Source organism: Alloalcanivorax marinus (genome assembly GCF_016906305.1).
Taxonomy (GTDB): Bacteria; Pseudomonadota; Gammaproteobacteria; order Pseudomonadales; family Alcanivoracaceae; genus Alloalcanivorax; species Alloalcanivorax marinus.
Genome location: NZ_JADDOL010000009.1, coordinates 39329 through 58589, shown reverse-complemented (window position 1 = coordinate 58589; position 19261 = coordinate 39329). Strand labels below are relative to the sequence as shown.

16 protein-coding genes are annotated in these 19261 nt (G+C 67.6%); 5 read left to right on the top strand and 11 right to left on the bottom strand.

Going from position 1 to position 19261, the window contains the following annotated elements:
- The 4 genes from IM760_RS09610 to IM760_RS09595 all read right to left on the bottom strand — a co-directional run bounded on the left by IM760_RS09610 (position 1) and on the right by IM760_RS09595 (position 5659).
- Positions 1-471 (bottom strand): helical membrane plugin domain-containing protein, encoded by a 471-nt coding sequence (locus IM760_RS09610; protein ID WP_204428684.1) that lies wholly within the window; start codon positions 469-471, stop codon positions 1-3.
- Positions 471-3497 carry a formate dehydrogenase subunit alpha gene (fdhF, locus tag IM760_RS09605; RefSeq protein ID WP_338021389.1) on the bottom strand — a complete coding sequence of 1009 codons (3027 nt, stop codon included), beginning with the start codon at positions 3495-3497 and terminating at the stop codon, positions 471-473. Before fdhF ends, IM760_RS09610 begins: the two co-directional genes overlap by 1 nt.
- A 205-nt stretch (positions 3498-3702) precedes the next feature.
- The gene (locus tag IM760_RS09600; RefSeq protein WP_204428682.1) at positions 3703-5247 is read right to left on the bottom strand and encodes a bifunctional GNAT family N-acetyltransferase/carbon-nitrogen hydrolase family protein; all 1545 of its coding nucleotides are present in this window, start codon (positions 5245-5247) and stop codon (positions 3703-3705) included.
- A gap of 37 nt (positions 5248-5284) precedes the next feature.
- Positions 5285-5659 carry a hypothetical protein gene (locus tag IM760_RS09595; RefSeq protein ID WP_204428680.1) on the bottom strand — a complete coding sequence of 125 codons (375 nt, stop codon included), beginning with the start codon at positions 5657-5659 and terminating at the stop codon, positions 5285-5287.
- A 42-nt stretch (positions 5660-5701) separates the two neighbouring features.
- On the opposite strand from IM760_RS09595, the gene cobB reads away from it, so the two are divergent.
- Positions 5702-6409, top strand: a complete 708-nt coding sequence (cobB, locus tag IM760_RS09590) for a Sir2 family NAD+-dependent deacetylase (protein WP_204428679.1) — start codon at positions 5702-5704, stop codon at positions 6407-6409.
- 19 nt (positions 6410-6428) lie between these two features.
- On the opposite strand, the gene IM760_RS19015 is transcribed toward cobB, so the two are convergent.
- A complete protein-coding gene (locus tag IM760_RS19015) occupies positions 6429-8030 on the bottom strand; it encodes a methyl-accepting chemotaxis protein (protein WP_204428678.1) in 1602 nt (533 codons plus the stop codon).
- 121 nt (positions 8031-8151) lie between these two features.
- On the opposite strand from IM760_RS19015, the gene IM760_RS09580 reads away from it, so the two are divergent.
- The gene (locus tag IM760_RS09580) at positions 8152-9228 is read left to right on the top strand and encodes a 3-deoxy-7-phosphoheptulonate synthase (protein WP_204428677.1); all 1077 of its coding nucleotides are present in this window, start codon (positions 8152-8154) and stop codon (positions 9226-9228) included.
- Between the two features lie 78 nt (positions 9229-9306).
- On the opposite strand, the gene IM760_RS09575 is transcribed toward IM760_RS09580, so the two are convergent.
- Positions 9307-11340: a hypothetical protein gene (locus tag IM760_RS09575; RefSeq protein WP_204428675.1), complete on the bottom strand. Its 2034-nt coding sequence runs from the start codon at positions 11338-11340 to the stop codon at positions 9307-9309.
- Positions 11341-11557: 217 nt separating this feature from the next.
- A complete protein-coding gene (locus tag IM760_RS09570; protein WP_204428673.1) occupies positions 11558-12415 on the bottom strand; it encodes a peroxiredoxin family protein in 858 nt (285 codons plus the stop codon).
- 149 nt (positions 12416-12564) lie between these two features.
- Here IM760_RS09570 and IM760_RS09565 point away from each other — a divergent pair, with 149 nt between their 5' ends.
- Positions 12565-13398, top strand: a complete 834-nt coding sequence (locus tag IM760_RS09565) for an ion transporter (RefSeq protein ID WP_204428671.1) — start codon at positions 12565-12567, stop codon at positions 13396-13398.
- Here IM760_RS09565 and IM760_RS09560 read toward each other — a convergent pair.
- Positions 13395-13955: a DUF1285 domain-containing protein gene (locus tag IM760_RS09560; RefSeq protein ID WP_204428669.1), complete on the bottom strand. Its 561-nt coding sequence runs from the start codon at positions 13953-13955 to the stop codon at positions 13395-13397. The genes IM760_RS09565 and IM760_RS09560 overlap by 4 nt on opposite strands.
- A gap of 7 nt (positions 13956-13962) precedes the next feature.
- The gene (locus tag IM760_RS09555) at positions 13963-14595 is read right to left on the bottom strand and encodes a TetR/AcrR family transcriptional regulator (RefSeq protein WP_138772048.1); all 633 of its coding nucleotides are present in this window, start codon (positions 14593-14595) and stop codon (positions 13963-13965) included.
- Between the two features lie 166 nt (positions 14596-14761).
- Between IM760_RS09555 and IM760_RS09550 the strand changes: the two genes are divergently transcribed.
- Together IM760_RS09550 and IM760_RS09545 are read left to right on the top strand one after the other, a co-directional pair.
- Entirely contained in the window at positions 14762-15871 is a 1110-nt protein-coding gene (locus IM760_RS09550) for an aminotransferase class V-fold PLP-dependent enzyme (protein ID WP_204428667.1), read from the top strand.
- Between the two features lie 9 nt (positions 15872-15880).
- The gene (locus tag IM760_RS09545) at positions 15881-16705 is read left to right on the top strand and encodes a hypothetical protein (protein ID WP_204428665.1); all 825 of its coding nucleotides are present in this window, start codon (positions 15881-15883) and stop codon (positions 16703-16705) included.
- Between the two features lie 7 nt (positions 16706-16712).
- On the opposite strand, the gene IM760_RS09540 is transcribed toward IM760_RS09545, so the two are convergent.
- The gene (locus tag IM760_RS09540; protein ID WP_204428663.1) at positions 16713-18350 is read right to left on the bottom strand and encodes a serine protease; all 1638 of its coding nucleotides are present in this window, start codon (positions 18348-18350) and stop codon (positions 16713-16715) included.
- A gap of 333 nt (positions 18351-18683) precedes the next feature.
- Positions 18684-19211 (bottom strand): superoxide dismutase family protein, encoded by a 528-nt coding sequence (gene sodC, locus IM760_RS09535; RefSeq protein ID WP_204428661.1) that lies wholly within the window; start codon positions 19209-19211, stop codon positions 18684-18686.
- Between the last annotated feature and the right edge of the window lie 50 nt (positions 19212-19261).

The following is a 19261-nucleotide window of genomic DNA, read 5'->3' as shown; positions in this document are numbered from 1 at the left end:
TCACTCCAGGTCGTGACGCCGGGCGGCGGGCTTCTCTTCCGGCTCGCCGAGCCGCGCCCCGAACCGGCGTATCCCTTCCAGCAACGGCCCCAGCCCGCGCCACAGATCATCGTCGTGCAGCAGCCGGTAGGTCCCGGTGACCCCGGGCCCGCCGGGGGCGCGGTCGCCGGCGTTCTCCTCCATGGCGTCCAGGGCCTCGGTGAGGGCCCGGGTCACCGTGGCGAAGCGCTCCGGCGGAATCCGGCCCAGGCCCATGGCCAGCAGCGACAGGTTCTGGATGGCGTTGCGGCTGTCCTCGTTGTTGATGCCCCGCATCAGGATTCCGGACACCTCGGGAAAGGCGCCGAGCAGATCGTTCAGCAGCCGCAGCACCCCGCGTTCATGAAGGTTGCGCAGCAGTTTGTCCAGTTCCTCGCGGGCCTCGTCCGGCATGGCCGGCGCCGGCACCTCGTAGTGGATTGCCTTGGCCATCAGAATTTCTCCGGGTTGCGCGCCGCTGCCGGCGGTTGCACATAGTCCTGGCGCTGCCATTTGCGTTCGGTGAGCACGCCGCTTTGCGGTGTCGCCGTCCAGAAACGGAAATTGTCCGCCGGCAGCGGCGCCGGCCCCTCCACCTGGACCACTTCCAGGCGCGCCGAGATTTCCTTGAACGCCGGCGTATGGCTGTCCTTGTCCGCGTGGTTGGAGGCCAGCATGTTGATGGCGTGCTCGTTGTCGGTGGCGTTCTCCGGCACGTAGACCTCATTGCCGGCCACCCGGTCGGTGACCAGCACATGCACGCTGATCTCGCCGTGGCGGCTGATCAGTTTGACCAGGCTGCCGGTTTTGATGCCGCGCGCCTCCGCCAGCTGCGGCGACACCTCCACGAAGTTGCCGGGCACCTGACTGCGCAGCCCCCGGGAACGGTGCGTCAGGTTGCCTTCGTGGAAGGTTTCCAGCAGCCGGCCGTTGTTGACGTGCAGGTCGTATTCCTCGTTGACCGGCTCCGACGGCGCGTGGAAGTCCAGCGGATACAGCCTGGCCTTGCCGTCCTCGAACGGGTAGCCGTCCAGATAAAGATGGGGCGTGTCGGCGCCGTCCGCGCGCACCGGCCATTGCAGACTGTCGAAGCCTTCCAGCCGGTCGTAGCTGACGCCGGCGAACATGGGCGCCAGCGACGCGGCCTCGTCCATGATCTCGGAGGGATTCTGGTAGTCCCAGTCGGCGCCCAGGGCCTGGGCCAGCTCGGTCAGGATCCGCCAGTCCGCCTTGCACCCGGTCAACGGCGGCATCACCTCGTAGAGCCGCTGGAAGCGCCGCTCCGTGTTCACGTAGGTGCCCTCCTTCTCCACGCTCGGCGCGCCGGGCAGCACCACGTCCGCCTGTTCGCAGGTGCGGGTGAAGAAAATTTCCTGGACCACCATGAAATCCAGCTGGTCGAAGCCCTCCTGCACGTGGCGGGCGTTGGCGTCCACCAGGGCCATCTCCTCGGCGAGCACGTACATGGCGCGGATTTTCCGGTCGTGCATGGCCTGCACCATGGTGTGGTTGTTGTAGCCTTTCTCCTTGGGCAGGGTGACGCCCCAACCCGCCTCGTAGCGCGCCCGAACCTGGTCGTCGGCCACGAACTCGTAACCGGGAAAACGCCCGGGCATGGCCCCGAAGTCGCTGGTCCCCTGCACGTTGTTGTGGCCGCGCATGGGGTAACAACCGGTGTTGGGCCGGCCGGAGTTGCCGGTCACCAGCATCAGGTTGGCCAGCGCCGTGGATACGTCCGAGCCGTTCACGTGCTGAGTCACGCCCATGGCCCAGATCGCGCACACGGAACCCGCGTCGGCGATCTGGCGGGCCAGGTCGGCGAGGCGGTCGGCGGCGATGCCGGTCTCCGCCTCGGCGTATTCCAGGGTGAAAGGCGCCAGGCTGTCCAGGTACTCATCCAGCCCATTGACCTTCTCGTCCAGGAAGGCCCGGTCTTCCAGGCCCTGGTCGAGGATGTATTTGATCATGGCGCTGATCCAGACCAGATCGGTGCCGGGGCGGGGGTGGATGTGCTCGTCGGCCCGCTCCACCATTTCATGGCGGCGCAGGTCGGCGACGATGTGCCGCTGGCCACGATGTTTCTGCGCCTGCTTCAGGCGGGTGGCGATCACCGGATGGCTTTCCGCGGTGTTGGAGCCGACGATCACCAGCAGCTCGGCGCCTTCCAGGTCCTCGATGGAACCCTCGTCGCCGCCGTAACCGACCGTGCGCCACAGGCCCTGGGTGGCCGGCGACTGGCAGTAGCGCGAGCAGTTGTCCACGTTGTTGGTGCCGATCACCGCCCGGGCCAGCTTTTGCACCAGATAGGATTCCTCGTTGGTGCACTTGCTGGAGGCCACGAACGACAGCGCGTCCGGGCCGTGCGCTTCCTTGATCTCCAGGAAGCGGCGCGCGATCAGGGCATAGGCTTCTTCCCAGCTGGCCGGCCGGAACTCGCCGTTATCGCGGATCAGCGGCGTGGTCAGCCGGTCCTCGGCGTTGACGAAGTCCCAGCCGAACTTGCCCTTCACACAGGTGGAGATGCCGTTCACCGGCGCCTCTTCCACCGGCTGCACCTTGAGAATGGTGCGGTCCCGAGTCCACATCTCGAAAGCGCAGCCCACGCCGCAATAGGTGCAGACGGTCTTGGTGCGTTTGATCTCGGATTCCCGCCAGGCGGCGTCCACCTCGGACAGCGCGAAAATCGGCTGGAAGCCCACCGTGGGTTCCACGCGCTTGACCAGATCGATGGCCGGGCGCTTCACCGATTCCGGCAACGCGGTGAGGGGCCCGGCCTGCCCCACCATGGTCTTTTCCATCAGCGCGTTGCAGGGGCAGACGGTGACGCAGTGACCGCAGGACACACAGCTGGATTCGTTGGCGACCTCGCCGCCGTCCCACAGCACCCTGGGATCGTCCCGCTCCCAGTCGATGCTCAGGGTGCCGGTGACCTGGATGTTCTGGCAGGCCTCCACGCAACGGCCGCAAAGAATGCACTGGTCCGGATCGTACTGATAGAACGGATGGCTGTCGTCCAGCTCGTAGGGTTTCTCCTTGTAGGGATAGCGCTGGTACGGAATCTCCATGCGCTCCACCACGTTGTGCACTTCGCAGTCGCCGTTGTTGTTCTCGCACACCGAGCAATACAGCTCGTGGCGGGCGACGATGCGGTCGGCGCCCTCATGGCGGGCATCGCGGGCGGCCTCGGAATCGATGCGCACGCTCATGCCGTCCTTCAGGGTCAGGGCGCAGCCCCGCTGCAGCTCACCGTCCACCTCCACCCAGCAGGTGTCGCAGGTCTCGATGGGCCCCAGACTGGGCAAATAGCAAACGTGCGGCAGGTCGATGCGGTGTTGCTCGAGAAAATCGATCAGCGGCTTGCCCGCCGGGCCGATCAGCAGATTGCCGTCCACGTTGACGGAGCACAGCACCTGCTCGGTGTCGGTCTGTTGCGGGCGGCCGGGTGTGCCCCGGTTGGGGTCAGTGGTGGATTCAGTCACGGTGAGCGCCTCCCTGTGCGTGATGACCAGATTCCAGCCTAGGCGCTCGATCACGGCCCGTGCAAAAAGCGCCGGAACCGCGCCGATAAGCCAGTAACCGCTTGCTTTGCAGGGGATTTCGGGGCGCGCGAAGCGCCCCGCGGGGAGGACGGAAAAAAGGTTTTACCCGCTTTTACACGAACCGCCGCCGGTTTTCACCGCGCGCTCATTCCGCGTCCAGTGCCTTGCGACCGCGCCACACCAGGTTGTAGAGGTCCTTGCGGCGGTCGCGCAGGTTGGTCACCGAGCCTTCGCTGTGCAGCAGCTTGAGCTTTTCCAGATCCACGTCGGCGAACAGCAGCATCTCGGTGTTGGGCACCGATTCGCTGATGGTGCCGTCGTGGGGAAAATAGAAGTCGCTGGGCGAGAACACCGCGGACTGGGCGTACTGGATGTCCACGTTGTCCACCCGGGGCAGGTTGCCGACGCTGCCGGAAATGGCCACGTAGCACTCGTTCTCGATGGCCCGGGCCTGGGCGCAGTGGCGCACCCGCAGGTAACCGTTCTTGGTGTCGGTCCAGAACGGCACGAACAGGATCTCCATGCCCTGCTCCGCCAGCAACCGGCCCAGCTCCGGGAATTCCACGTCGTAGCAGATCAGGATGCCGATGCGGCCCGCGTCGGTGTCGAAGATGCGCAGATCATTACCGCCCTGGATCGCCCAGTCCTTGCGCTCGTGGGGGGTGATGTGGATTTTCTTCTGCTCTTCCACGGAGCCGTCGCGGCGCATCAGGTAGGCCACGTTGTAGATACGGCCGTCCTCTTCCAGCGGCATGGAGCCGCCGATGATGTTGATGTTGTAGCTCACCGCCATGTCGGCCATGGCGTCGCGGATTTCCTCGGTGAAGCTGGCCAGGTAGCGCACCGCCTCCACCGAGTTCAGGTCCGGTTTGAGGCCCATCAGCGGGGCGCTGAAAAACTCCGGCAGCACCGCGAAGTCGGCGCGGTAATCGGACAGGGAATCAACGAAGAACTCCACCTGGCTGAGCAGGTCCTCCACCGAGCGGGCGGCGCGCATGCGGCGCTGCACCACGCCCAGACGCACCACCGAACGGCGCGGCCAGTCGCCGTCGTCGTCCGGCTGGTAGAGGATATTGTCCCACTCCAGCAGGGTGGCGTAGCCCCGCGAGCTCTCGTCCTCGGGCAGGTATTTCTTGAGCAGCCGTTTGACGTCGAAGCCGTTGGACAGCTGGAAGGTCAGGATCGGATCGTAGATCGCCCGGCTTTCCACTTCGGCGATGTATTCGGTCACCGACATGGTGTCGGCGTAGTCCTTGTAGCCGGGCAGACGCCCGCCGGCCAGGATGGCGCGTAGATTTTCCTCGCGGCACAGTTCCTTGCGCGCCTCGTAGAGCCGGCGGCCCAGCCGATAGCCGCGATATTCCGGGTCCACGAACACGTCCAGGCCATACAGGGCGTCGCCCTTGCGGCTGTGGGAACGCACCTTGTCGTCGGTGATCAGGTCTTCATAGCGGTGCGGGTTGGAGAACCGGTCGTAGCTCACCTTGATGGTCAGCGCCGTGGCCACCAGGTTGCCGTTGTCCTCGATCACCATCTGCCCTTCCGGGAACAGCCGGATCAGGGTGGCCACGGTCTCCTCCGGCCAGGCGCCGCCGATGTCGTGGTAGACCATGTCCATAAGACGGGCCAGGGCCGGGTAATCGTCCCCGGTCAGTTGGCGCAGACGCAGTCGTGTACTTTCTTCGGCCATGCCTATGCTCCATCAGAATAATAGTGTGCCGCCGGGGTCAGGCGTTCAGGGGCGGAAAGGGGATCAGCCAGCAACAATCGCGATTATGCAGCGCGTCCAGGCCGGACGGATACAGGGCCACGCCATCCGGACGCACGAACAGGGCGGCGCCGGAGCTCAGGCCGATAAAGCCGGAGGTCTGTTCGCTGACGAAGCCGTCCGGATCCACGAACACCGGGCGCAGGGCGTCCGGGATCGGTTCGTAGCCCACCAGCCCGTTGGCCAGCGGGTCCTCCACCGCGCGCCGGTCCCGGTACAGGCCCACCGCGTCGGCGCCCACCACCAGTACCATGCCCTGATGAAAATGCAGCAGATTGACGGCGCCCCGGGCGGGTAACGACAGCACTTCCTGTCGTGAGATAATCGTATCCATAACACTCCGCGAACGTTGAACGGTAACGGGAGACGGTCACCCATGCAGGAAAAGATTGTAATACTTACCGGCGCCGGAATCTCGGCGGAATCCGGCATCCGCACCTTCCGCGACAGCGGCGGACTGTGGGAAAACCACCGCCTGGAGGACGTGGCCACGCCGGAAGCGTTTCAGCGCGACCCCCACGGCGTGCAGCGTTTCTACAACCAGCGCCGCGCCCAGCTGCGCGACCCGGCGATTCGTCCCAACGCCGCCCATCGCGCCCTGGCCGAGCTGGAGCGGGCCCTGCCCGGTCAGGTGCTGGTGGTCACCCAGAACGTGGACGATCTGCACGAGCGCGCCGGCAGCCGCAACGTGATTCATATGCACGGCGAGCTGCTCAAGGCACGCTGCCGCTCCACCGGCGCGCTGGTGCCGGTGGAGGAGACCCTGAGTCCGGAGCTGACCTGCGGCGTGTGCGGCGTGGCCGGCTGCCTGCGCCCCCACGTGGTGTGGTTCGGGGAAATCCCGCTGGAGATGGAGCGGATCTTCGACGCCCTGGCCGGCTGCGAGCGCTTCATCAGCATCGGCACCAGCGGCAACGTCTATCCGGCGGCCGGTTTCGTGGCCGAAGCGCGCGGCCACGGTGCCCACACCGTGGAACTCAACCTGGAGCCCTCGGAGCAGGCCACCGCTTTCGCGGAGCATCGCCACGGCCCGGCGTCGCAACGCGTGCCGGAGTACGTGGCGGAGCTGCTGGCCGGCGCCTGAGCCGGCCCGCGGACAAGCCCTACAGCACGAACGACTTGATCAGCGTGTCCAGGCGCTCCGCATGGCCGCGCATCGTCACCGCCGCCGCCGAGGTCTGCTGCACCATGGCGGCGTTCTGCTGGGTCATGGAATCCATTTCCGCCACCGCCGTATTGACCTGACCGATGCCACGGCTCTGCTCCCGGGCGCCGGTGCTGATGTCGGCGATCAGCTCGCTCACCGGCGTCACGCTGTCGACGATCTCCTTCATGGTGGCGCCGGCCCGGCGCACCAGTTCCGAGCCCTGACGGGTGCGGGTCACCGAGGTGTCGATCAGGCCGCGAATCTCCGCGGCGGCCTCGCCGCTGCGCCCGGCCAGGTTGCGCACCTCCTGGGCCACCACCGCGAAGCCCCGGCCGTGTTCGCCGGCCCGGGCCGCTTCCACGGACGCGTTCAGCGCCAGAATATTGGTCTGGAAGGCGATGCCGTCGATCAGGCCGATGATCTCGGCGATGCGCCCGGCGGCTTCGTCGATGGAGGCCATGGTGGTCTGCACCTCCTGCATGGCCCGGCCACCCTCCCCGGCCACCCGCGCCGCGTCGCCCACCATGGTGCTGGCGCGTTCGGCGGAGTCGGCGGTGTGGCTGACGGTGGCGGTGATTTCCTCCATGGAGGCGGAGGTTTCCTGCAGGCTGGCGGCGGACTGCTCGGTGCGGGTGGCCAGTTCCTCGCTGCCGGAGGCGATCTCGTCGGCGGCCCGGTTCACCGAGCCGGTGGTGTCACGCACTTCGCGCAGGGCGTCCTGCATGCGCGACACAAAGGCGTTGAACTGGCGCGCCAGCTCGCCCACTTCGTCGTCGCCGGAGACGGTCAGGCGGCGGGTCAGGTCGCCCTTGCCCCGGGCAATGTCCTCCATGGCCCGGGCGGTATCGCGGATCGGCCGGACCACCCGGCGCACCAGCCACACGGCGAGCACGCCCACCCCCAGCAGCAAGGCGACCCCGGCGAGCACGCCCACCGTCACCGAGCGGCGCAGCTCCGCCCGCGCGGCGGCCTCGATCACCGCCATGTCCTCGTCGATGTCGGTGATATAGACGCCGGTGCCGATCACCCAATTCCATTCCGGCACCGACACCAGATAGCCGTATTTGGTCTCCACCTTGCCGGTGCCGGGGTGCAGCCACTTGTACTGGTAGGGGCCCTCTCCCTGGTCCCGGGCCACCTGAACCATGTCGCGGACGATGTACTGGCCGTTCGCGTCCTGAAGGTCCCAGGAATTGCTGCTGGGGTTGTTGGCGTTGGCGACTTTATTGCCTCGGAAGTCGTAGGCGAACAGGTAGCTGTCGCCGTCGAATTTCATGCCCAGGATCATGCGCTTGGCGAGGCGTTGGGCTTCCTCCTCGTCCGCCATGTTCAGTAGCGGCCGGATCGCCGAGCGGGCCACTTCCGCGGCGCTGCGGATGCCCCGCTCCCGCATCGCGATCATCGCCTGGCGCTGCTGCGCCAGGCTGTGATCGGTGGCCCGCGCCCGCTCCAGGGCGGACCAGGTGGTCAGAGCCAGCACCGCCACCATCAGCGGCACCAGGGAAAGCAAAAGAATCTTGGCCTGCAGACGCAGGCCCTGGAAAGCGAAAGGTTTCATGTCAATCCTGATGGGAAGCAAAACGGAGCCTCGCCGTTATCGGCCTCCCGGGCTGAAACCTTAGCGGTATTCGGCTAGACTGCGGGTCTTCCGGCCACGACCACCAATAAGCAGCCAGACCATGAGCCATCAACAACTCGACGACCTCAATATCGAATCCCAGGACGTGCTGATCACGCCCCGGGCCCTGAAGGAAAAGCTGCCGCTCAGCGACCAGGCGGCGGACACCGTGTATCGGGGCCGCCAGCAGATCCGCGATATTCTGGATCGCAAGGACCCGCGCCTGTTCGTGGTGATCGGGCCCTGTTCGATCCATGACCCGAAGGCGGCCATGGAGTACGCCGAGCGCCTCAAGACGCTGGCCGCCAAGGTGGACGACGCCCTGTTCCTGGTGCTGCGCGTGTACTTCGAGAAGCCGCGCACCACGGTGGGCTGGAAGGGGCTGATCAACGACCCCTACATGAACGACTCGTTCAAGGTGGAAGACGGCCTGAACATCGCCCGCAAGCTGCTGCTGGACGTGGCGGATCTGGGGCTGGCGGCGGCCACCGAGGCCCTCGATCCGACCACCCCGCAGTACATTCAGGATCTGATTTCCTGGTCCGCCATCGGCGCCCGCACCACCGAATCCCAGACCCACCGGGAAATGTCCTCCGGCCTGTCCGGCCCGGTGGGCTTCAAGAACGGCACCGACGGCAGCCTGGACGTGGCGGTCAACGCCATGCTCAGCGTCCGCCATCCCCACCGTTTTCTGGGTATCGACCCGGACGGCCGGGTGGCGCTGACCACCACCAAGGGCAACCAGTATGCCCACGTGGTGCTGCGCGGTGGCGGCGGCAAGCCGAACTACGACTCGGTGTCCGTGGCCCTGGCGGAAAGCGCCCTGGAGAAGGCCGGCGTGTCCACCAACATCATGGTCGACTGCTCCCACGCCAACTCCAACAAGGACCCGGGCCTGCAGCCCCTGGTGATGGAAAACATCGGCAATCAGATTCTGGAGGGCAACACCTCCATCGTCGGGCTGATGGTGGAATCCCATCTCAAGGAAGGCAATCAGAAGATCCCCGCCAATCTGGACGAGCTGGAATACGGCGTGTCGGTCACCGACGGCTGCATCGGCTGGGACACCACCGAACAGGCCATCGTCAACCTGGCCGACAAGGTGCGCGACACCCTGCCCCGCCGCGTCCGCGACTGACGTCGCGCCGCTTCGGCACAAAAAAGCCCCGGCCAAGGCCGGGGCTTTTTGTTACCACACCTTTTTAAACCACCGGCGTCAGGGCGCCAGGCCGCCGAGCAGACCGGTGAGCAGATCCGGCAGGTTCTGCCCCGCTTCCAGCAGGCACTCCAGGGGCAACGTCGGGCTCAGACCGCCGGCGCCGGCTTCCGGGCAAATCTGCCCGGTCACCGGATCGGCGTCGCCTTCACCGCCACCGAGACCGCCGCCCAGCAGGTCCTGCAGCTGGCCGAAGTTGCCTCCCACCTCCATCAGGCAGGTCAGCGGCAGGGTGGGGCTCAGGCCCGCTTCCGCCGCGTTCGGGCAGATCTGCGCCAGGCCATCGCCCAGACCGGGGATTTCCGGCACGCCGCCGTCACCGCCCGGGGCACCGGGCAGGTTGCCCAGGGCCTCGGTGATGCAGGCCGCCGGGTCCAGGCTGTCGGCGCCGGACGCCGCCGGGCAGAGCGCGTCGGTGAGCGGGTTGCTGCCGCCCAGGCCGCCGAGCAGATCGGTCAGGCCGCCCAGATTACCGCCCGCCTCGGTGAGGCAGTCGATGGGCGTGGTCGGACCCACTTCGCCTTCGGCGGTGGCCGGGCACAGCTGGTCCAGCAGTTGATCGGCACCGGGCAGGCCGCCGCCGTCACCACCGCCGGGCAGCGGCAGCGCGCCGGGCAGGCCTTCCAGGGCTTCCATGAAGCAGGCCGCCGGATCCGGGCTGCCGCCCTCCGAGGCCGCCGGGCACAGCTGGTCGAGCAGCGGGTTATCGCCGCCCACCATGCCGAGCAGGTCTTCCAGGCCACCAAAGCCGCTGCCCAGTTCGCTCAGGCAAGCGATGGGGGTGGTCGGGCCCAGTTCACCGGCCGCCGCGTCCGGACAGATCTGGTCCAGCAGCATGCCGGTGCCCGGAATCTGCGGCGTGCCACCGCCGCCACCGGCGGGCAGTTTCTGCAGCGCCTCGGTGAGGCAGGCGGCCGGGTCCAGGCTGCCGGCGCCGGAGGCCGCCGGACAGAGCGCGTCGGTAAGCGGGTTGCCGCCGCCCAGCTCGCCGAACAGGTCGGTGAGCGCCCCCAGGTTGCCGCCCGCTTCGGTCAGACAGTCGATGGGCGTGGTCGGGCCGATTTCGCCGCCCAGCGCGTCCGGGCAGATCGCGCCCAGGGCGTCGGTGAGTTCCGGCGGCACGCCGGGGCCTTCACCGCCGCCTCCACCGGGCAGGCCCGGCAGATCGCCGAGACCGGGCAGGCCGGGCAGGCCGTTGCCAGCGAGCCCTTCCTTGAGACAGGCCACCGGGTCCACCAGACCGGTGCTGTGCTCAAGGGGACAGACCGCTTCGGTGATCGGGTTGGGGATGCGGATCTGATCGACGATGGTCACATACACGCGGCTGACTTCGTTGAGGCAGTCAAGCACCGTGGTCGGGCCGAAGCCGCCGGCGGCGGTGGTCGGGCAGAAGCCGTCCGCGCCGGGAATGGACGGCGCGCCACCGCCCCCGCCACCGGGGAACTGGGGCAGGCCGCCACCGGCGCCGCCGGCGATTTCCGCCAGGCAGGTGGCCGGATCAAAGGCACCCGCCGCGGCCGCTTCCGGACACAGCTGCTCGGTGATCGGGTTGCTGCCCCCGATCAGGTCCTGCAGCTGGCCGAGATTGCCGGCGGATTCCTGCAGACAGGCCAGCGGGAAGGTCAGGGACCCGCCGCTGAGCAGGTCCTGGGGATTCTGCAGGTTGTCCAGGAAGGCGGTGGGATCGAACAGGCCGCCCAGGTCGAAGGACTCCGAGGCCACCGGGCAGAATTGCGCCACCACGCTGGTCGGGTCCGGCACGCCGCCGTCCGCGGCTTCCGCCTCCTGCACACAGGCGCCGGGGTCGACGCTGGCGCCGGGCGCCTGGCCACCACTGGTTTCCGGGCAGAATTCATTGGTGAATTCGTTGCTCTCGTCCACCACCGCCGCCATCTCCTGGGGCAGTTCGCGGGTGGACGGTGTCGGTGTGCCGCCGGCGTCGCCGCCACCGCCACCACCGCCCCCGCCCCCACAGGCGGTGAGCAGCAACGCCAGTACGCCGCCGCCGATCAGTTTCTTGATATCGGTATCCAAGGTTTACCCCTCCGTCTGTTCTCGTCGTTATCGCCCCCGATGAGGGATGGCGCATTGAGCGACTATGGAAGGGGGGTGCAAAGGGATGTAGAGCGGCGCGGTTGCACCTGTGTAATGAAGCGTAGCCGGCGGTAGCGAAGGGTGTCCGACACGGTCTACCGGAAACCTTTTTTTACCAAGGCCCCCGGCGCTGGTACGAGCGTGCGCGAAGCGCGTCTCAGCGGGGCGCCGGCGTCATCGTGTCCAGCACCCGCAGAAAGGCGGTGGGCTCCGGGCGCACCCGGTGTGGGCCGGCCACGTTGACGTAGCGGATTTCCCCCTCGGCGTCGGTGATCAGCACCGTGGGCCGCACGGTATCGCGGGGGTGGCCGAACAGCTCCAGCCCCATCGGCGTGCCGCCCGGCTCGATCAGCCCCAGGGTACGCGCCGAGACAAGTTGCGGGTCCACCCACCATTCCAGCGACGCGCCCAGCCGGGCGGCCAGGCGGGCGGTACGCGCCAGCGGCTGCGCACTGATCAGCACCAGGCGCGCGCCGCGCCGTTCCAGCTGGGGACGGCGGCGCATCAACTCGCGAAGCTGCGCCATGGACAGCGAGCACCAGGGGCCGCGCACGAACAACAACACCGCCGGCCTGCCGCGCAGGGCGACACTGCTGACCGGGCGGCCCCGCAGGTCCCTGAACGCCAACGGCGGCAGCACCTGACCCGGCCGGGGGCCCGGCCGCCGGTCGCCGCGTTGCGGTTGGAATATGAACAGGCAGACGCAGAGCCCCACCAGGCCCTGGGCGGCATAGAGCCAGGCGAGGGGCCGCGGATCACCCAGGGCCAGGGTGCCCGCCAGGGTCAGGGCGGCGCCCGCCCAGGCGCACAGGATCAGCGGCGGCAGCCCGGTCGTGGCGCGCGCAGGGCCCACCCGTAACAACCCGGCGATCAGCGCCAGAATCGGTGCATTGACCAGCACCACGCCCAGCCACAACCAGTGACCGCCGCGCCACCACAGCGACAGGGCATGGGCGCAGAGCAACAGAACGGTCAGCGGATACAGGGCAATGAACCACGCTTGCAGGCGTGCCATGACTTCCCCCCGAGAAACAATCCGGTTTACTGTTTTGTTATGGTCAAAGCCTAAGTGGTAACGACGCCGCGAACAAGCCAGAATAGGCGCCCTCCACCACCCGCGAACCGCTTTCGATACCGCCCGCCGGGCGGCCGGTAAGGACGGCCATGAACGCTCGCTCCGCCAGTCTTCGTGACCGCTGGCGCCACATTATCTTCGGCACGGACACGCCCGCCGGGCGCTGGTTCGACCAACTGCTGATTCTGGCCATCATCGCCAGCGTGTTGGCGGTGACCCTGGACAGCGTGCAGTCCATTCATCAGCGCCACGGCACCCTTCTGTACGCGGCGGAGTGGTTCTTCACTCTGCTGTTCACCCTGGAATACATCGTTCGGCTATGGGTCAGCGACCGGCCGCTTCGCTACGCGCGCAGCTTCTATGGCGTGGTGGATCTGGTGTCGGTGATTCCGACCTACCTGAGCCTGCTGCTGCCCGGCGCCAATTATCTGCTGACCATTCGCGCCCTGCGGGTGCTGCGGGTATTCCGGGTGCTCAAGCTGGCCCAGCTGATGGACGAGGCCAATCAGCTGGGCAGCACCCTGGTGCGCACCCGGCGCAAGATTGGCGTGTTCATGTTCGCGGTGGTGGTGGTGATCATCATCTTCGGCAGTCTGATGTACGTGGTGGAGGGCCCGGCCAACGGCTTCACCAGCATTCCGCGCAGCATCTACTGGGCCATCGTCACCATCACCACGGTGGGCTACGGCGACATTTCGCCGCAGACGCCGTTCGGTCAGGCGGTGGCGTCCCTGGCGATGATCACCGGTTACGCCATCATCGCGGTGCCCACTGGCATCGTCACCGCGGAAATGTCCCGGGCCCATATGGCTAAACGCTACGAGCGGGAATGCCCCAACTGCCATCGCCACGACCACGACCCGGACGCCCGCTTCTGCAAGCAGTGCGGCACCGGCCTGCCCCGCCCCGGGGAGCCGGCCTAAAGCCGGCCCAGTTCGAAGGTCTGGCCGTCGGAGTCGATCACCAGGCGGGCACCGTCGCCCTGCTCTTCCCGGCGCGCCTGCTCCACCAGGCGGTAAAACACGGTGCGCGCGATCAGCGCTTCCAGGTTGTCGCGCACGTGCACGTAGGGGCGCGGTTCGCCGCTGTCCGGATCGGTCTCCACCCGCAGCGGGTGGCGGGCGCCGGCCACCACGTGGGCGTCCACGTTGGTGGTGAACACCAGCTTGTCCGGGCCGTCGCCGCTCACCGTCTCCACCTCGGTGGCCACGAACGGCACGTCGTCCACCTGGATGCGCAGTTTTTCCACCGGCGTGACCAGGAAATAGTCGTCGCCCTCGCGCAGCAGAATGGTGGAGAACAGCTTCACCATGCGGTGCCGCTCGATGGGCGAGCCCTGGTAATACCAGGTGCCGTCGCTGGCGATGCGCATGTCGATGTCGTCGCGGCGCTCCGGGTTCCATTTGTGAACCGGCGGCAGGCCCTGTTCGTCCTGCTCCGCCTTTTCCAGCAGCGCCAGCAGTTCCTCGGCTTTGCTCATGATGTCCCTATTTACCGCGCTGACCCTTGTTGCCCATGCGGATGCCGATTTCCACCAGGAAGTCCAGGAAGTCGGGCTTGTCGTCGATCAGCCGCTGGTAGAACGGCGACTGCATCAGCGCCACGGCGCCGTGGGCCAGGGCCCAGGCCGCGCAGATGTGGTACATGGGCGGCACGTCCTCCAGGGAGCCTTCCTGGATGCGCGCTTCGACGATGTGGGTCAGCTGATTGAAGTTGGCTTCGCGAATGCGATGCAGCTTGTCGACCAGGTCCGGCACCGCGTGATCCTTGATCACCTTGTTTTCCAGCCGGTCGAACAGCTGGTAGCGGGCCGGGTCACCGATCCGGAAACGGAAGTATTCCCGGGCCAGCGCTTCCTTGTCGTGGCTGCCGTGGATGCTGTTGAAGACCTCCGCCAGATCCTCCTCGTAGCGCAGCATCAGCAGCAGGTAAATTTCGTTCTTGGTTTCGAAGTGCTTGTAGATGGTGCCTTTGCCGATGCCCACCCGGTCGGCGATCATTTCCACCGTGACCCGGTCTTCCCCCTGCTCCAGAAACAGCGCCAGGGCGGCGTCGAGAATCTCCTGCTCCCGCTGGCGGAATTCCCGTGCCTTGCGCGTCGCTTTTTCCAGATCTCCCATCGACTTCTCCTTATTCCCGCCACCCGGGGACGGTACCGTTACCCTATCACAACCCGAAGCCCTGCACGCCCCCGCCATGACCGTTACAATCGGGCCACGTCCCGCCGCGCCGCGGGCGGCGCCGACCGCGTCGGTGCCGGGCCGGATCATACTCAAGGAGCCCCTGATGGTCGATCTCAAAGCGGAATTTCCCCTCCAGGACGAGGTGCTGTATCTCAACCACGCGGCGGTGGCGCCGTGGCCGCGCCGCACCCGCGACGCGGTGGTCGCCTTCGCCGATCAGAACATTCGGGTGGGCGCCCGGGACTACCCGGCCTGGCTGGAGGTGGAAGCGCGCCTGCGCCAGCGACTGGCGCGGCTGATCCAGGTGGCACCCGGCGAGGTCGCATTGCTGAAAAACACCTCCGAGGGGCTGTCGGTGATCGCCCAGGGGCTCGACTGGCAACCGGGAGACCGGGTGCTGATCAGCGACCAGGAATTTCCGTCCAACCGCATTCCCTGGCAGGCCCTGGCCGACCGGGGCGTGGAGGTGGTGGAAGTGGACGTGAGCGGCGAAGGGGCCGAGCAGCGCGTCATCGACGCCATCGGTGAAGGCACCCGGCTGGTGTCCCTGTCGTCGGTGCAGTACGGCAGCGGCATCCGCCTGGACCTGGCGCCGATCGGGCGGGCCTGCCGCGAGCGCGGTGTGCTGTTTTGCGTGGACGCGATCCAGAGCCTGGGCGCGGTGGCCTTCGACGCCGGCGCCTGTTGCGCCGATTTCGTGGTCGCCGATGGCCACAAATGGATGCTCGGCCCGGAGGGGCTGGCGCTGTTCTATTGCCGCCCGGCGGTGCGCGACCAGCTCACCCTGCGTCAGTTCGGCTGGCACATGATCGCCGCCGCCGGCGATTACACGCGCAAGGACTGGCAGGTGGCCGCCGACGCCACCCGCTTCGAGTGCGGCAGCCCCAATATGCTGGCCACCCACGCCCTGGACGCCTCCCTGTCATTGTTCGAGGAACTGGGCATGGACCGGGTGGAGGCGGCCCTGGCCGACCGCGTGGCCCATCTGCACCAGGGCCTGGCGGCGCGGGGCGCCGAGCTGTTGAGCCCGGCGGATCCGGCCCGCCGCGCCGGCATCGTCACCTTCCGGCTGCCCGGCGAGGCGCCGACGGACACCCGTGCCCGGCTGCACGCCGGCGGCGTGGTGTGCGCCGAGCGCGGCGGCGGGGTGCGCCTGTCGCCCCACTTCTACACTGACTATTCGGTCATGGATCGCGCTCTGGCTCTGCTGTAGGATCGCCGCATGCACTCACCACGATTCTACCAATGGCTCTGCGAACGGCTGCAGCGTCAGCCCGAGCATGGCGAATGGCCGCTGGGCGACCTGGAAAGCCAGCGCGCCCAATTGCGCCCCTGCGACGTGCTGCTGGTGGACGGCGAAAGCGCCCTGGACCGGCGCCTCAAGGTGCTCACCGGCAGCCGTTTTTCCCGCGCCCTGCTTTATATAGGCCGGCCCCATGAAGTGGCCGACCCGGCCCTGCGCGCGCTGCTGGCCGATTACCTGCCCTGCGGTCCGGACACCCAGCTGGTGCTGGACGCCAGCCTGGAACGGGGGCTGTGGGTGCGCGACCTGAGCAATCTGCACGGTCTGCATCTGCGCGTCTGCCGGGCCCAGAATCTGTCCCCGGAGGAGTGCCAGGACGCCCTGCGTTTCGCCATCAGCCGGCTTGGCAGTGGCACCCAGCATGGCTGGAGCACCCTGCTGCTGCTGTGGCTGGTGCCCTGGCGCACCCTGGCGGCGCGCCTGCGCCGGCGGTTGCTCAACCGCTGGGCCAACGATCTGCTGCGCGCCATCACCGGCACCACCGCCGGCGAGGCGTTCGCCTTCATCCAATTTCCGGTGCACCCGCTGGTCAAACAGCCGGAGGACGCCGCCGCCCGGCTGCTGCGCCTGCAGCCCCGGCTGTTTCACGCCGCCGACTTCGATCACTCTCCCTACTTCGACGTGATCAAGGCCCCCTACCTGTTGCAGGCGGTGCCGTCCGGTTTCGGCGCGGTACCCTGGAAAGGCAATGCCGGCGCGCTCGTCCCCGAGCAGCGCCGGCAGCATCTTTCCGTGGTGGACTGACCGCTCGCTAGCGACGACGGCGCAGCGCGCCCAGCCCGGCCAGCACCAGCGCCAGCCACAGGCCCGCGGCACCGCCGCCACCACCACCTCCACCGCCGCTTTCCTCACTGCGGGCGCTCTCCGCGCCGGCCCGGGCCGGGGTCACGAAGGCGTTGGCATCCCCGGCGGGGAAATCCCCCGCCGCGTTGCCCGCGCTCATGAACACCCGGCCGTCGCCGGCGCCCTGCAGCGCCAGGGTGCGCGAGGTGGTGGCGCCACGGGCCAGGTCGCCCAGATCACAGCGCACCGTCGCCCCGGCCACGCAGCCCTCGGGCAGCGATTGCCAGTCCCAGCCGGCCGGCAGTTGGAAGTCCACCCAGGCGCGGGGGGCGTCCCGGTGGGTGGCCTGGTTGGTGACCGTGGCGGTGACCCGCACCGCGCCCCCGGCGCGCACCGTGGTGGCCTCCAGTTTCAGGTCCGGTTGGTCGGAAAACACCACGCTCAGGCGTTCCTCATTGGCGGTGTAGTAATCGTGCTCGTCGCTGATCGGCACGATGCGCGCCAGGCCGGCCACGGCACCGGCGCCGGTATGGGTCAGGTGCAGGCGGTGGGCGGCGCCGCTGGCGCCGGTGTCCAGGTTGTTCCAGCCCTGGCACAGGCTGTAGCCGGTCTGCTCGCGGCAATTCAGATCGTCCGCCCAGACGTTCAAACCGCCCTGGTGGTCGATGCGCAGGCCCACGCCCCGGGCCGCGTTGACCAGGCTGCGGTTGCTGATGCGCGTTTCCAGGGTGAGGGTCTGGCCGGGGCCGGCGTACAGGGCTCCGCCGGCGGTTTCGCTCTCCAGATCCACCATGGCGCCACCGGAGGTGCGCTCGATCCAGTTCAGGTAGGCGCTGACCCGGGTGTACACCGCCGGCACCCCGGAGGCGCACTGCCTGGAGCCGTAGCTGGTGACGCCGGCCAGCCAGGTCCGGTCACCGTCCCGATAGACCAGCGGGCCGCCGCTGTCGCCCCGGCAGGTGTCCTGGTCCACGCCGGCCACCGGATTCATCTCGCCGGCGCACAGCTGGCCGCTGCCCAGGTTGTTCCAGTGGCGGGCGCACTGGGACGGGCTGACATAGTCCAGATCCACCTGCTGCAGCAGGGTGGACATGGAGGTGTTCTCGGTCTGCCCCCAGCCCAGGGCGCGCAGCGCCTCGTCCGGGTTGCCCCGGCGCAGCCGCTCCATCTCCGCGTTCTTGGCCAGATCCAGGGCCGCCTGGGCGGAGGGCGCTTCCAGTTCCAGTAGCGCCAGATCGTTCTGGTAGATGTCACTCCGGTAGCCGTCGTGCACGTGCACGGCCCGTACCGCGATGGTTTCCGCCGGGGTGGCGTAGCGGTTCAGATGACCCAGCGCCACGAATAAAGTACCAGCCTCGAAATCCACGCCGTTGGTGCGCACGCAGTGCGCGGCGGTCAGCACCCAGCGCGGCGCCACCAGGGCACCGCCGCAGCGGGTGCCGGCGTAATTGGCGTTGCCGGACAGGCTGCGCTTGACCTCCACCATCCAGGACGGCGCGCTTCCGACGTCCTCCCCACCAATGATCCGGGGCGTGGCCTCGGCGGCGGCCGCGACGCCGGCGTACAGATTGACCAACAGGCCGATTACGATGAATGAATGACGCATGACGATCCCACCTACTCCGATATTCGTACGGAGCGGATACTAGATCGGCAGGGACGTGAAAGACCATACTCACGCCTTAATATTACTAATCCATCATTCTTATTTGTGACCTAATCGGTACGCCATTCGGGCCTTCCGCACAGCAAAAATTGGCAAAATATGCAAATAGCGGCAGCAAAGGCCGCGAGTGGCGCGGAGCCGGCGGGCGCGGTCATGCGACCGCGAAGGGCAAGATTCGGAGGCAGGACATGGCGGTGGGACCACCGCCCTGCAATGACGGCCGGACGGGCCCGCGCGGGAGCGGTCGTCCGGCCAGGGTGGAGGGAGAGAGGATCAGTCGGGTACGACCCCGCAGGCCACGCGGGCGCCGCCACCACCCAGGGGCTTGGGCTGGTCGGAGTAGTTATCGCCGCCGGCGTGGATCATCACCGCCCGGCCTTCCAGATCGTCCATTTCCAGACGCGGCGCCAGCACCGGCAAGGTGGCCTTGCCGTCGGCGTCCACGTACAGCGCCGGCAGGTCGCCCAGGTGGCCGTCGCCCCAGGGGGTGCCATGATGGCCGGTTTTCTCCGGATCGTAGTGACCGCCGGCCGCCGCCGCGGCGGTCATCTTGCCGTCCTTCTCGGCGGGTTCGCAGGACGCGTTCTGGTGAACGTGGAAGCCGTGGATACCCTGATCCAGCCCTTCCAGTTGCGGCGTGAACACCAGGCCGTGGTCGCTTTCCGATACGGTGACCTGCCCCACCCGTTCGCCGACCCCGTCCGCGTTCACCGCGTGCATCGGGATACTCATTGAAGCCTGGGTGGCGCCGGCCACGGCGGCGGTGATCAGGCCCAGGGCGAAACGTTGATGAATGCGCATTGTGTTGCTCCTTGTCAGTGACATCGGTCCATCCTCTTCCCGAGGCGTGG